At 36.8% G+C, this 14,789-nt stretch carries 9 protein-coding genes; 2 read left to right on the forward strand and 7 right to left on the reverse strand.

Going from position 1 to position 14,789, the window contains the following annotated elements:
* Window positions 1-1,058 (forward strand): serine hydrolase domain-containing protein (locus M23134_RS27490; protein WP_045114451.1); only part of this gene is annotated, 1,058 nt, incomplete at its 5' end.
* A 375-nt stretch (window positions 1,059-1,433) separates the two neighbouring features.
* Here the strand turns inward: M23134_RS27490 and M23134_RS27495 are convergent.
* The 6 genes from M23134_RS27495 to M23134_RS27525 form a co-directional block, all read right to left on the reverse strand.
* Complete coding sequence (locus M23134_RS27495) at window positions 1,434-1,850, reverse strand: DUF1987 domain-containing protein (RefSeq protein ID WP_157558675.1); 417 nt, start codon at window positions 1,848-1,850, stop codon at window positions 1,434-1,436.
* A 64-nt stretch (window positions 1,851-1,914) separates the two neighbouring features.
* On the reverse strand, window positions 1,915-2,640 hold the full coding sequence (locus tag M23134_RS27500; RefSeq protein ID WP_002701852.1) for a helix-turn-helix transcriptional regulator: 726 nt from the start codon (window positions 2,638-2,640) through the stop codon (window positions 1,915-1,917).
* 2,263 nt (window positions 2,641-4,903) lie between these two features.
* Window positions 4,904-5,266: a hypothetical protein gene (locus M23134_RS27510; RefSeq protein WP_045114455.1), complete on the reverse strand. Its 363-nt coding sequence runs from the start codon at window positions 5,264-5,266 to the stop codon at window positions 4,904-4,906.
* 646 nt (window positions 5,267-5,912) lie between these two features.
* Entirely contained in the window at window positions 5,913-6,773 is an 861-nt protein-coding gene (locus tag M23134_RS27515) for a helix-turn-helix transcriptional regulator (protein ID WP_002701855.1), read from the reverse strand.
* 1,087 nt (window positions 6,774-7,860) lie between these two features.
* Window positions 7,861-8,019, reverse strand: coding sequence for a hypothetical protein (locus tag M23134_RS41885; RefSeq protein ID WP_198145102.1), 159 nt, complete (start codon window positions 8,017-8,019; stop codon window positions 7,861-7,863).
* A 247-nt stretch (window positions 8,020-8,266) separates the two neighbouring features.
* Window positions 8,267-9,547 (reverse strand): TAXI family TRAP transporter solute-binding subunit, encoded by a 1,281-nt coding sequence (locus M23134_RS27525; RefSeq protein ID WP_082226724.1) that lies wholly within the window; start codon window positions 9,545-9,547, stop codon window positions 8,267-8,269.
* A gap of 1,349 nt (window positions 9,548-10,896) precedes the next feature.
* On the opposite strand from M23134_RS27525, the gene M23134_RS27530 reads away from it, so the two are divergent.
* Complete coding sequence (locus M23134_RS27530; RefSeq protein ID WP_002701859.1) at window positions 10,897-12,231, forward strand: leucine-rich repeat domain-containing protein; 1,335 nt, start codon at window positions 10,897-10,899, stop codon at window positions 12,229-12,231.
* A 1,239-nt stretch (window positions 12,232-13,470) separates the two neighbouring features.
* On the opposite strand, the gene M23134_RS27535 is transcribed toward M23134_RS27530, so the two are convergent.
* The gene (locus tag M23134_RS27535) at window positions 13,471-14,574 is read right to left on the reverse strand and encodes a hypothetical protein (RefSeq protein WP_157558676.1); all 1,104 of its coding nucleotides are present in this window, start codon (window positions 14,572-14,574) and stop codon (window positions 13,471-13,473) included.
* Window positions 14,575-14,789 lie beyond the last annotated feature (215 nt).

Raw genomic sequence — 14,789 nt, forward strand, 5'->3', positions numbered from 1 at the left:
TTACGCAAGCGATTTACTACAACTTTGCGGGAATATATGACTACAAAATATTTGACAACAGTACTATAGAGGTTGGCAAATACCAACCCTTGCCAATAGCCCAACATCAACTAATATTGCCTGTAGAAAGTTTGCAATCAATAAAAAATTACAAAACAGTAGCTTTTTTGGTTGTAAGAAATGACTCTATACAATATGAAGGTTATTGGGATGGTCACCAACAAACCTCCATATCCAACTCATTCTCGATGGCAAAAAGCGTCATTTCTTTGCTTGTGGGTATTGCTATCAAAGAGGGCAAAATAAAGAGCATTGACCAAAAGGTGGGTGATTTTCTGCCTCAGTTCAAAGAGGGAAAAAGCAACCAGCTAAGCATTCGTCACTTGCTTACGATGAGTGCAGGCTTAAGTTGGAATGAGGGTTATTCTGGGTTGACCTCCATTACCACCCAAGCTTACTACGGCCAAAGCCTGGAAAGGGTATTGAAAAAGGCGAATGTTGTAGAAAAACCTGGTAAGCGTACTAATTACCAAAGTGGTGCCACCCAAATACTAGGGTTTATACTTGAGAAAGCTACTGGGGACTCTATAGCAAAGTATCTGTCTGACAAGCTCTGGAAACCTCTTGGAGCACACAAAAAAGCCTTGTGGTCATTAGATACAAAAAATGGACACGAAAAAGCTTTTTGCTGTTTCAATAGTACAGCCAGAGACTTTGCTCGCTTGGGTTTACTGGTGCTCAACAAGGGGAAGTGGAAAGGAACCCAATTGGTGCCTGAGGCATATATACAGGAAGCGACCATGCCAGCGACACATCTTATAGCTGAAACTGGTACCCAAATAAACAATTATTATGGGCTCCACTTTTGGTTTCTTGAATATAAGGGAATGCAAATTCCTTATATGCGAGGTATTTTGGGGCAATATATATTCATCATTCCTCAAAAGAACGCAGTAGTGGTTCGTTTGGGGCATCAAAGAGACGCAGAGAACGGAGAGTATGATGCTCCAAAAGATATTTATAAATACCTTGATATTGTCCTAAATATATTGAAATGAGGAGCAAGTTACTACCACAAGCATATATAACGCAACCTGTATTAAGTAACAGCAAGCCTTGTTTACCAATGCACAACATGCCAACAAGGCATTGTGTATGTCCTTGCTACCTTGCTCAATACGGTGATTGATGAGTTAAATAATGTAGGATGTGGGCCTAATTAATGTGTTTAGTAGGATTATACCTTTGGTTGATGCATCTTTTCAAAGAATAGAATCATAGCCCAGATGTCGATTCATATCATAGTTTGGACTATGGTTAAAGTTTGCCTCAGAGGGTAGGGGCAAACCTCTTCTGTCACAAAGCCTTATTGCTCCAAATGGATTTAGAGCAAGCAAGCCAATTTGTTAATTGCTTAATGTATAGTGTGTCCCTTACCTTGTAGCGTGGCTTTCTATAAAATGAAACTCAAGTTCAGGAAAACATTCATGAAAAAACTCTCCGTCTTCTTTTGAATCAGTTATATCAGGCGTGATATACCAATTGATGATGGCTTTGACTTGTTTTTGAGATAAAACAGTAAAGATATCAAAGAGAACATAGCGAAATTTTGTATTAAAGTAAGATAGCTTTAGGGTAAGTTGTAGAGAAGATATAGGAGGGGACTTTAAAAAAGCTTCCAACCAATTGATGGCTTTAGAATAAATAACAGAAGGAAATTCAACAAAAGAACTTCCCTCTATCCTAAATGTCATGGTTTCTAAATTAAAATCAATACAGGGAGTATGTTCTCCCTCTTGCATAAAAAAACGATTTTGCATAACGATTTGCTGTTTTGTATAATATTTCATCCACATTGGTAATGTAGTGAATAAAGAAAAGATAACAGCAAAATAAAATAGGACTAAAAGCATACTATACAAAGTTAATAATATATTCTACCAAGTTGGTTTCTCGCTGCAAACTTAATTTTTGACGCAATCGGTATCGTCTTTTTTTCACGCTGTCTACAGTAATTCCCAGCAAGTCAGCCATGTCCTTTGTATTTAGGTTGAGCTTCAGCAGGGCACAAATGCATAAATCACTATTGGTAAGTGCTTTAAACTCTTTCTTAAGTCCAGGGAAAAAATTAGGGTACAACTGCTCAAAAATAATTCTGAACCTAAGCCAGTCTTCTTCAATATCAAATTCGTTATTTACCGATTCTTCAATCATGGAGCAAATGTTTTGCATCTGTGCCAGGTTTTGCCACCTATTGGTTTTGCCTACCAGCTCTTTTACCTCCTGTAATGCCTTGTCTTGTTGAGCGATTTGTTCTTCGAACCAAGCCACTTCTTGACTTTTGTGGGCAAGGTGTTTTTCCATATTCATTTTCTTGAGGTTACCCACCATGCCTTTTTTATTTTGTGGGTGGGCAAGCGTTTGAGGGTTGGGTGACGACTGGTTTGAAAAAAAAAGCATGCCAAACAGTAAAGTAAAAGAGCTTAAGCATAAGGTAGATATGGCTTCTCCGGCAAAAATATTTGCTTTAGCAGAGCTTAAAATGGCAGGTCGTATAAAAGCCTCTTGGTAAAAATAGGCAAAAGTTACCAATAGCAATAGTAGGGTAAATAGCCAGCATTGTTTTTTCATTATTTGCATATCATTCTGTTTGGTTGATGTTGAATAATGGACAATTTCTCTTGAAATAAATCTGTTTTTTTTACAAAAGTAATATTTATAGCAAAACTTACTCTCCAACGAAAAAAATGAAGGTTAAGTGATACAAATAAAGCATTTTTGATTGGGAAAACATAAAAAAACAATTAAAATAGCAGTTTAGAGATAAAAAATTACTATGTAAGTAATAAGCCCAATACCAATATTGAAACTTTTAAGTATTGGTAAAACTAGAGTCAGTTTGTTAAACACATTGGTCTACTAAAAATACTATGTTTGTATATACTGGCTGAAAACAGTGATTGACCTTTGGCAAAGTTTATAAAAAAAAATATATCAGTTTTTGGGTAGCTTTATTGCTTAATAAAGCATTTAAATTACTGAATTCAAGAGGGAGTTTTTTTTGAACAAAATTTCCTCAACTTTACTTTGACTAAAGGTAAAACCAGAGAAGTTACACTTTTAGGTTAATTAAAGGAATAACTAACCTATTTATAGGCAGAGCAAATTGGTGAAAAAATGCGTATGACTAAGCTCGACTTTGGCCTTTTATGATATTGGCTAAATTACTTCAAATGCCTCTAAATAATAATACGAACATTTTCTTACAGTCGTCTTTTTTATACAACTGTAAGAAATTAAATACAAAGGTATTGGTAATAAAACATCTCAAATATTAACAGTAGCTGCGTCAGCTGGACTCAGCCTTATTTTGTTGGCGTTAAGAAATTACCTTCGGTGAGCACAGCGAAGCTGTAGCTATCGGGTGTGCCCTGAAACAAAGCACAACAAGCTTTGTATGCTATAACTAAGATGGTGGTAGACCCACCAAAGGCGATTTACAGGAATAGCCTTTAAACCACTCTACGGTGCTATGACAGTAATGTTTTGGTATTGAACGGCTAGAGAAAAGGCTCCGCTGGTACGGAGTCAGGTGTGAATAAGAGAGATGAACGCAAGTGAACCAATGAAGAAGTGTCGAGAACAGCTACTTGTTGTCAAAACCAGACTTATCCGATAAAGTTTGGGACAAAGCATAGAGCGTACCCTGTCAAGTGTCTATGTGGCAACCGTCATTAAGTTGGCATGACTCTTATTTAGGCTTAGTTATGGAACAGGGGAAGCCCTCTATGATCATTAAGGGAAAGTACAAGTAGCGATCCTACAAGGCGAATACTGAGATGATAGAGGGTGGCGGATGAACTCGTATTAGTGTAGAAGCTTCTGTAATGGAAGTGGAGCGAAGGGGTTCAGTTATACAGTTTTCAAGTTTTTAACAACTTAATAATATGAGGAGGATTAAAAGCGACAAGACAAAGTCATTACCATTTTATCACTGGAATACAGGAGTTAAATTATGATGATTTGTATAACAAGAGCCGTGTGATGGGAGACTATCACGCACGGTTCTGTGAGAGATTTGGGGTGAAAATCCCCTTATCTACTCGACTTTGAGTAATGAAGCCGTTAAAACAGATCACTGTTTGAGCGAAGCGAGTTTGAGCTGTTTAGCCGAAAAGGCAGAGCCCCGAATCAAGTTCGGGATTTTAAAACTTGGGCTTCGCCCTGCGGTTCGGCGTAATGAAACAAATTTTAGCAACAACAAAATACAGCTGCGGGGTTTAGCCGAAAAGGCAGAGCTCGCCCCAAAAAGGGCTTCGGTTTTGGTTACTTTTTTACCTGGAGAAAAAAGTAACGGCTCTCAGATAATCAGGTCATTGGTTTTATTTAGGCGATTGCGGAGTAATTTTAAATGGCTAAAGTCGAGCTTAGTACACTGTAAAATAAATATCTTATGCTTTTTTCGGCTTCTTTTGCCCTCTGACTTCTCTTTACAAAAATCGCGTAGCTTTGCTATGCTCTATTTGTAAAGATCGCCAGCAAACAAAATAAACTCGAACTAAATGACAACTTACTTAATTTACAGTGTAATTAGGAATGGTGAGAAATTAAATTACCATTCTTGAGGTAGAGTTTTTGTTTTGAGACGAGGCTATTTTTTGCGCCCATAGCAGCGCTACGGGCAATAACCGATGGCTACAGCTATGCTGTGCCGAGCTCTGCCAAAGGCTAAAAATAACGAAGTATCAAGGCGAAAAATCACCTCTCAAAGTGTAAATTTATTTTTGAACAATTCCTTAGAGAAGAGTGCTCAAGGTATGATGTTGAGAGGAGGAGAGTAAGTACCTTAGAGGGAGCTTATTGTGTTTAATAGCCATTATTTAAGAAAACTAGCGAAGTTTTATTACCCAATGGGAATGCTGCATTGGGTTACTCTTAAGGTTTTTCCAATAATATGTTCGTGAGGGTTGTACTGCTGTATAACCCTCCATTCAAAGTATTGATAGTCAATAACACTGTAATCAGTCAAAATCAAGTTTGACTGAATGCTGCGTCGTAGAAAAAGTTGTTTATTGATCAACATAAGTAAAACCTTACTGCTTGTTTTGGCTATAGGCATAAGTTTTATGTCTAAGCCTTGAGGCACATCAAAAAGGTGTTCTTCTAATAACTTTGCTTCCCACAAAAAAACATTCCCAAATATGACTGTACATGAAGGATCACCATTGATAGGTTTTGTTGCTATCACTACAGGTACCATAACCATCTGTCTATTAGTTCAGAGTAAATTGTTACTTTTTTACAAAAAACAAAAACATACACCAAGACAATAAAAAGACATTGGTGCGCTTCTGATAAATAGTTTAAGTTGTTGCTTAACAGGAAGGGCCTGCCTTTAAATTTGAACCCTATCAGACAAGTTTTAAAATTCTTTGGCTACAAGCTGAGGGTTATGAGTTAAACTTGTATTTGGAGCTTTGCCTTTCCGACTCATTTTGTTTGGTATGTAGTGTCAATAAGGTTAGCCATTAGACATAATCATCAAAATTACCCCTCAATTAAATTACCGCAGCATGATTTCCAGAAAATTATGCAGTAACCATTGAGGGGTACTTTATCTGGCTTTTTTAAGCAGCATGATTGCCTCACCTACCTATCCAAATTAAGTTTACATTCTTCAATTCAACATAGGTACTTTTAACAATGTTAGCTTTGTTGTTAAGTTTTATTAAAATATAGGCATAGCAAATGAGAGGAAGGAACTAATTTTTTTCTGCAAGCAGATTGTACAAATATAAGAAAGCCAGGTCTGTGGTTTGTACAAAAAAAATAATTGTATAAATACTTAGTATAGATGCAACACATCTACCAATGTTTTAACTTACAGAATGAACACAAAGCTGGTTACTTATTTACTCTTCGTTATTTTTCAAGAATTCGCCCAAGCCTTGTACAGAATCAATATTCATTTTTTGGCGTAGCCTATATCGCTTTTTACGTAAGCTTTCGGGGGCTATGCCTAACAAATCAGCCATGTCTTCCACGCTCATCCCAAGTCTTATCAAAACACATAAGTGTAAATCATTGGCAGTAAGGTCAGGAAATTTTTTCTTAAGAGTGTCATGAAAGCTTGAATGAAATTGTTCAAAGATCAGCTGGAAATTATCCCAGTCCTTACCCATTCTTAGCCCATAATCCGCCAAATTGTTAACTCTAGCCAGCAATTTATGCAAGTACTCTATATCATCTTGTTGTTTTAATTCTGCCACAAGTCCTTTTAACTCGGTTAATGACTGATTTTTTTGAATCATATGCAATGCATAAGACAACAATTGTTGATTTTTGAAATTAATTGCATCATTTAGCTGGGCAAGTTCTTTTTCTTCTAGTGAGGGGTCACCTTGCTCTTTTTCTGAGCCTATGACATCTACTTTTTGTTGTTTATGAACTTTTTTATTTTTCTTGATTTTGCGTTTAAGGTGGTGAATAATAGAAATCATCATACTTAACACAAACACCATTAAAAACAACTCCCAAGAACCTGCCTTTAGAGTATACAATTCCCTTGCACTTTCTGCTCTTTTATTGGGTAATTCTACTACCAAAAATGCCAGTAGGGCTTGTCTCCACTCCTTGGCAATAAAACACCTGTGGTTTTGGTTTACATTTTTTCGGTTACTCTGTTTGTTTGTTATGTTTTTTACGAAAAAAACAATATATTTAAAGAGGAAATTTTTTGAATCTAAATTTATCGCTTCGTGTTGCTCTTTCATTTTTTGATTTTATCAAATAGTTTAACTTTTCTATGCTAGCTATTTCCCAATAACTAGAAGGTTTTTTTATCAAAAGGTGTGTCTGGCCCAATGACAAGCCCAATGTTATGTTTTTTGTGTCATCTCCATTTTATAAACGCAAGACGAAAAATGCCTAGAGAAGAATTTTGACAGGATAAACAATGGACAGGTTTTGTTAGGGGCAGGACTATGAGAGGACTAAGGTTGGAAGGGGGAGGCCTAGGAGCATTATTAGGCAACCTGAGCGTATATTTTGGTTTCCAATGAGTGATTGTTAGACAGGATGAACCATTTGTCCTAATGTCATGTTTGACACTCAAGGAATTTTTAATGTCTTTTTGGCGATTAAACTTTTTTTCCTCCATAAGCAGGCGGCTTGTGTTGAATATTTTATACAAAATGTTTCACACAAAAGCCAATGTTGGAGGTGTGATGCGGGCAAACAGAAATTTCTTGTTTACATTTCAAACAAAAGCATTCCTCCACGGATATAATCTTTAATACTTTACACTGTTACAATTAGGAAACGCCCTGTTTATGGCAAGTGTAATTTATTCTATTGGTGCCTCATTATAAAATATACTGTAGATGAATAACGCAATAAAAAGCTGCCAAGCAACCCACAGTAATGTATCAGTGATAAAAACCCAACCAAGTAGGAGACACCCAACAAAGGTTTTTAAAGTTACCCTCCCTACGCAAAAATCCTGCATGACCACTTCATCTGTGCTCAATAGCTGCTGCAAGTTTTTCCTGTAGCATTTAAACATTTGAAAACAGGATGGTTATACAAGGTAAGATAGCACATTCACAGTTTTTCTGAACTTTTGAAGCTGGTCAACTGAAGCTGCAAGGTGGTACAAACAATACCATACCAAATACACTATATGTTTTTGGGTGATTTCAGAGAGTTATGTAAAACTTGTGCATTGTTTGACAGAACAGTTTTTTGCGAATGATTTTGACATATAAATTGGTATACACTAACCGATAGAAAGGAAGACATCAAATGCTCAATTTTGGGTTGGAAAAATATAAAACAACCCTTTCTACAGGTAGGTGTTGGTTAAACATCTACCCATGTATTGGTTCTAAACCTGGAGTTTTGAATTTTACCACATCTTCGACAAGTTCTGACAAGCGTGTTGCTATGCCATTGATGCCCCAAAATGCGACACCAAAAAAATGTGCGTTTTTCTTCTGATGAGGTTGTTTCTGTATTCATAAAACTTAGATTACTTTGCCAAGCGAAGTTCCCAAAGTATTCAAGGGGTATTCTTGGCTGATAAGAACTAAAACTATGACAATTCAAATGAGTTAGCTATTTGTGTAACAGCATTGTTTTTGAATTAAATATACTTCTAAGCTCGTACATTGCCTCAATAATAAGGAGACAATAAATGGACATCATTAATATTGATTTGCTACTGCTGTTTCAATAAGTGCCCTGCCAAGCCTTTATATGCAAAAAGTCATTGTTTCTTTAAAGCCTTAAGTTGTTTGGTTTTGTGTTGCACGTTCTCATTAACCTCTCTCCAAAACAACAAAAATATCTGCAAGCTTTGATTTGCTTCTAGTTTGTTTTGTCCCACCAGATAAATCACCTGGTCTCTCAGAAGACGAGCCTTTTTTGATACTTCAATTAGAGACTCCAAACTTTCTTGCTGTAAAATTTCCCGATCAAACGCGGCTAATTCATTATAGTATTCTTCTATCCTTGATTTTTTTCTCCTTGTTTGCCATCGCTTTACTATTGAAAAGACGCCCAAAATAGCTGTCAAAAGGCTGGCAAATCCCTTGAGTAGGCTAGAGTTTCTTTGAAAAAAACCTGGTTTGTTGCGTCGCAAATAATTTTTCACTCCCTGGTGTAAAGGAAACCTGGTAAGCAAATCTTCAAAGTCATCACTCAAATATCTAAATACTGAATTTTCTTTTGCCAGCCTTGCCTTGCTTGACAAAACTCTATCTACAACATCATAAACTACGTGGTTTGGTATTGCCACATCAGCAAATAACATATTATCGATAGCAATGGTCAAAACAGGTTGCCTTGGCAGATCAAAAAAAAGTTCTTTAGGAATTACATACGGGCGTGCCAGTGGGTACTCCATACAAAATCCTTCAGCAGAAGATCCCCTCCGTGTAGCTTCATCATCCAAGCTAAAAAGTTTACCTTGCTTATTTACAAGCATGTCTTTGATAATGGGGTTGTTATGGGCTGTTACATGAATACTTATCAACACACTGTCTGAGAGTGTATTTTCTTTGCTAGAAGAATAAACAAATTCATATGTGTCAGGATCTATTCCATAGGAAGAAAACAAATGTTTGGCAAAGGTCAATGCTCCACCAGTCTTAGCGCCTATTCCTATCTTATGTCCAACTATCAAGTCTTTCAAGCTTTTGGGGCGTAGAGAATCATGGTATACAATAAAAAGCACCTCAGAGTACAATGGTAATACGCTTCTAAGATTGTCATTAGGGCTATCTGTTTCTACATCATTCTGTGCTAAAGCAAAAGCAGCGCTTCCTATCAAAACTCTTTCACAGTTATTGGTACTACCTTCTCCGTGGGTGTCCAACCCAAATGTTTTTTCGTCACCACTATTCAATATAGCAATAAGTTGGGTACCTATTTTATAGTAGGAGCCAGTTTCACTGCCAACGGCTATTTTATATTTCATTGGTTTAAAGTATTGACATCCTCCCCCCAAAAAAACTGTCATACAGAGTAAAAGTAAATGATTTTTCATAAAAACCTGAAAAAGCTATGTGTGTGATAAAAAACAGGTAAGCATATAATGCATAAGCATTTTTTGTAGGCTTGTTTTCTTAAAACCCTAAACCATAACAAACTACATAAAAAGAATATGACATCTAAATATGGGAGGAGACATTGAATGGACTGATTTGGTAATACTTTTTTTCTGATCAATGTAGCTGTTTAGGGCAAAATTAAAATAAAAAATACCACAAAATCCTGGTGTTTTTGTTCTCTTATAGGGAGCAAAATATGATTGAGCGTAACCAAAACACTGTTAGCCAGTCAAAATAAATCAGACATTAAGTGGATTCCCCCTCTTAGATAATCAAGAAATGAATCATTCAAAAGACATCAGGTAGACAATGTGCCTACCTGTTTTTTATAACCTTTGATTTTTATCAATACTTGTCTATGATTGTGTTTTTATTATACCTTATAACTCTTCCAAAGTTAGGTTATATGGTAAACTAAAAGCATTCGTTATTGTAAAATAAAATACAAATATCGATGCATATAGCTCAAGGCAGAAACAAAAAATTACTCTGGATATGCAAAATATAAAAGTAAGGATTTCGTCTTTCATAAGGCAAAACAAGTCGGCGTGACAAACGCTTGTTTAAAATGAGTTGAAAAAGGTAACGCTTGCTAAGGTGCGGCTCATTGTTTATGTTTTTTCTGATTGAACTTTAGCGAGTTTAACTAAAGCAATATTTATCAACACATAATGGCTTTCCACAGTAAAGCTGTAGGCTTAGTTGGCTTCAGTGTAAGTTTAGTTTATGACTTCGAGTTTGTTTCGGAAGGATTTATAAACTCGCCTTTGGTGAGAAGCATATGCCTCTAAAAAAATCATTGAAATAGGCTCTTTTTTATAATAAAATGGGGCTTATAAAAACTATGCAGTGATCTATTTAAACAATGTCAGTTTACCATTGTTATGAAGCCAAATAACCTCCAATCTACAAATATTTATGGGATATAATTGTGGTCTTACCCATTTGATGAGGCTTTGTAAAAGTTTAGTAGGAAAACCATATCAGGTTTTTTTATAGTTTCAAACAAGTGACTTACTATTGGATGGAGTTAAGGAAAGTGGGTTACATCACACAAATCCAGGCATCATTTAATCAGCAAAAGATGATTTTTAGCCATGTTCTGCTTGGGTAGATATATGACCTTATGAAGGTGGAGTTATGATTGCATTTTCTCTCCAACACTCAAATACTCTCATCCAAGTTTCTCATTATGCTATTGTAATATGCCCTGTTTATAAAAAGTCATCCTTCCAACTCAAATCATAACTTTAGATTTTATTAATAAATTCAGATTTTTGAGAATGTGAATAGACTAAAAAAAAATAACAAGAAGATACTTCAGTTGCTAAACAGCAAAAATAAGGAGAATGTAGAATTGGGCTACCAACTATGCAAGGGAGCAGCTAAAGGTTACGATGAAGAAGTAGCGCTGGTGCTTAGAAAAGACTTATTCAAATGTTTGATATTTGGGTTAGAAACGAAGTATCTCGAATCTTTGAGAACAATCCACCTGGCAGGTATCTCTGGCAAACAACTTGAGGCTGCAATGCCTGCCATAGCATCATTACATAATTTATATGAATTAGATCTAAGCTTTAATAGTTTTTTTACGCTTCCCAAGCAGATAGGCAGCTTGAGGAATATCAAGAAACTATCTCTTATGGAGGTGGGTTTAATGGAATTGCCTAAAGAGATAGGAAAAATGGCTCAACTTAGGCAACTCGATTTACACGGCAACAACTTGCAAACATTGCCGCCTAATATGGTCTGTTTGGAAAAACTCCATAAGATAGACTTGAGTAGGAATCACTTTCAATATGTGCCTTATTTGCTTTCAGAACTAAAAAATATCCGAGTTATTAATCTTCGGGAAAACTTTCTGACTTCGATCACAGCATTTGCTTTAGCTAAGCCTGGAACCAGAAACTTAAAAATATTGGATTTGTCAAGCAATTCTATCGACAAGTTGCCTACTGGCATAGCAACTTTAGGAAACTTAAGAAAACTATACCTCGGTGATAATAACCTTCAGGAATTGCCAACAAAGCTTCCTACAAACCTTGAGGTTTTAGGCTTAGGTAAAACTCCCAAGTTGTTTCACCAGTATATTTCAAAATATATAAAATGCTTGCATAATCTCAAAGCGTTAGAGTTGGGTTCCAATAGCATCACAAAAATACCAGAGAAAATAGGGGTAATTAAAGCACTTGTTGCTCTTGACTTGAGCAACAATCAACTTGTGAGCCTTTCTAAAGACATCAGACAGCTAGAAGTATTAATGTTGTTGGACTTAAGCTCCAATGATTTATCAACGCTTGCATCAGAAATAAAATACCTTAAACGCCTTAAATCGCTCAACTTGCAAAACAATAAATTGAGTAAAGTATCTCGTGAGATAGGAAAGCTTGTGGAGCTTGAGAGGTTAGATTTACAAGAAAATCAATTAAAAAGGTTGCCCAGTCAAATCAAAAACCTGAAAAAACTCAAAGTGTTGAAATTGGATAATAATCCTTTGGCAGCGTCTTCGATTAGAAAAATAAAAAAACTATTGCCTCATTGTGAGGTTACAGCATCCTGGCCGGACAGACCTGACAAGCTCTTCCAAAAGCAGGACTTTATTGATGATATACCAACCTGAGCTATTTTTTTCAAGCATTCATGATTCCTTGATACAAATACCCAAGATTGTATACAAACATAAACTGGGAAATATTCTTTTTTAGCCTTCAATATTCTACTTGGTGATGTTAAAATCCATTTGAAATAGTTGTTTTACTATATACTGATACCAAATCCTATAAGGTAATTTCTTTCAGATAACTGGCTTACCTTCTTCCCAATTTCAAAATATTCCGAACTAAGCTCAGAGCCGAGAATCTCTCCTGATTCAGGGCATTGCCTTTTCGGCTACACCTCATAGTAGGCGCTTGTTTTACCTAATCGACTTGCTTTTTGCCAGCCTCCAGTTTGCCAGAACAAGCTTTACGTGTTTTGTCTCACCTTCAATATAGCACCAAGGAGGTGAAATCAGCTTTTTGGGTGTAACAACGAGGTACATGTTTAAGCAGGGCAACATATCATAAACCAACCATAGGGAGTTTATGAACACACACACTTTATGGTTATAAATGTTGGTGAATTGATTTTATAATGTAAGTTCATCCAGCTTTTAATGGCAAGCTGCAAGTTGTTCGTTTTGTCCATTGACTTCAAGATTTATCATCACCATAGTGTTGCCATCTTCTTGCTAAATCCTAGTACTTTGGGAGCTAAGTAGTTTATACACTATTTCGAGTTTATTTTGGTGGTTGTCAAACCTCCAAAAAACGAGCATAGCCTAAGCTACGTGAGTTTTTTTTAGGTGAAGTCAGCAGGCAAAAGCTTGCAGTCCTCCAAGAACAAGCTCGGAGCTGTGAGCCGAACTTGATTCGGGGAAGCCGAAAGGAGTGAAAGAAATTTAGTACCCAGAGCACTAGTGCATTAGGGATTAAATAAGTTGCCTATTAATTTGGATGAATTAACTACGTTGAGCTCGCGAAAAGCTCGGTTTTGTTTTCTGACGAGTCGTGAAAATGGCGGATAGTTCGCTTTCTGAATTCCGATGCATATCGGAACCTTAGCTATCTAACTTTTTTACGAGGAAGTCAGGGGGCAAAAGCTCACAGTCCTCCGAGAACAAGCTCGGAGCTGTGAGCCGAACTTGATTCGGGGACGCCAAATAACCGAGCCTACAGCTCTGCTGTGGCGAGCTCTGCGAAGCTAATATGTGAGTAACTTAGTACCTAATGCACTAGTTTGTCAGGGAAAATCTTCTCGCCACTCAACAAAAGCAATAATTTTTGCAAACAGTCAAAAAATAGAGGCGAGTACTGTTTTTTTACTTTTTGGTTCGTTTTTTTGGCCACTTCTTCCCCTGGTGCGATATCACATCATACCTCCTGTACAAAGAGAAAAAATCATCTACTCCAGTAACTCCCCAACCTTGTGCTTGTCCTTCATATATAATAAGCCTACCCTTCGAGTTTAATTGCCCAAAAATGACATGCCCCTCAGGTACTCCTCGTTTTTTTGGTTTTCCTGCCCAAATAGAAAATCTGTCACCATAATCATGTGCTTTCATTATATTGAGCACCTCTGTAATGTTATCACAATGAATGTATCTGTAGGGAGATGCACCTATTTTTTTTAATCTTGATATATGCATAGACAGGCTGGTACCTATACCCACTTTGGTGTCTGTGAATAGTACCCTTACTCTTTTGCCAGCCCTGGCTGATGCTTCCAGGTTACAAACAACTTCTGAGCAATTCCAGAGATATAAAGGGTCATTAGCACCACGGGGATTAAAAGCACCTCTTGATGCAAATTTTTTAGAGGAGAGGCGGCTTCTCCATGAGTGGTAGCCCCCAGCTTGTTTGATGGCATTTGTTATATCAGCGGTTGTTTTATCAGGGTAAGCAGCAATGTATTTCTTGAGGTGAGAAAGTTGCTGGCCTGTTCGAGAGCTTTTGGCTTCTCCAGTTTTTTTTAGTATCAACCAACTGTTTACCCAGGTTGAATCTTTGTCAAACCTATTAAAAACCTGTATGCCTTCTGCCCCAAAATCTGTGAGAAATAGTGCTTGGTTTTGAGCAGTTTGCCGGTTGAGTTGTCGGGTGAGTGATGAGTGCCTTTTATTCAAGTGCACAGGTGGTTTGACCAACCCAATAACCCTACCCGAAGGGCCACGAATGTAGTGTGTTTTGTTTTCCCTCAACCCAATCCGATTTGAGGAGCCAATGGGTTCGTTTTGCAGGTAAATGCCCAAAGCGTCGATGAATTGTACTTTGCCTGATAGTTTTACCAGAAAACCATAGTCATAATTTTTACTTTGTGGATGCGTACGCGTAGTACGCATCTGTGCAGGTAACAAGAAAGTACGCTCGTTGTGTTTTATTTGTACCTTCAAACTATGGCGACTGTTGGCTTTTGTCTGAAGCACACTTTTATCTAATGTAACCTCAAATTTATAAAAGTGATTTTGGGAGTAGCCTGGTTGTATGCAGACAAGACAGGAAAAAAAAAAGCCTAAATATTTAAGTAATTTCATAGGGTAACTATTTTGTTGATGTGCTTGACAATTAGCGAGTACCACTGAGCATTTCACGTTTAGATGCAATGCATTAGATCAGGTTTATTTTTGGTGTGTCAAGTGCT

It is taken from the genome of Microscilla marina ATCC 23134 (assembly GCF_000169175.1).
Lineage (GTDB): Bacteria > Bacteroidota > Bacteroidia > Cytophagales > Microscillaceae > Microscilla > Microscilla marina.

Excerpts from the sequence above, each read along its gene's own strand:
- M23134_RS27525 (WP_082226724.1), bottom strand. The coding sequence starts at position 9,547 with ATGAAAAATCATTTACTTTTACTCTGTATGACAGTTTTTTTGGGGGGA.
- M23134_RS27515 (WP_002701855.1), bottom strand. The coding sequence starts at position 6,773 with ATGAAAGAGCAACACGAAGCGATAAATTTAGATTCAAAAAATTTCCTC.
- M23134_RS27500 (WP_002701852.1), bottom strand. The coding sequence starts at position 2,640 with ATGCAAATAATGAAAAAACAATGCTGGCTATTTACCCTACTATTGCTA.
- M23134_RS27495 (WP_157558675.1), bottom strand. The coding sequence starts at position 1,850 with ATGAAATATTATACAAAACAGCAAATCGTTATGCAAAATCGTTTTTTT.
- M23134_RS41885 (WP_198145102.1), bottom strand. The coding sequence starts at position 8,019 with ATGAATACAGAAACAACCTCATCAGAAGAAAAACGCACATTTTTTTGG.
- M23134_RS27510 (WP_045114455.1), bottom strand. The coding sequence starts at position 5,266 with ATGGTTATGGTACCTGTAGTGATAGCAACAAAACCTATCAATGGTGAT.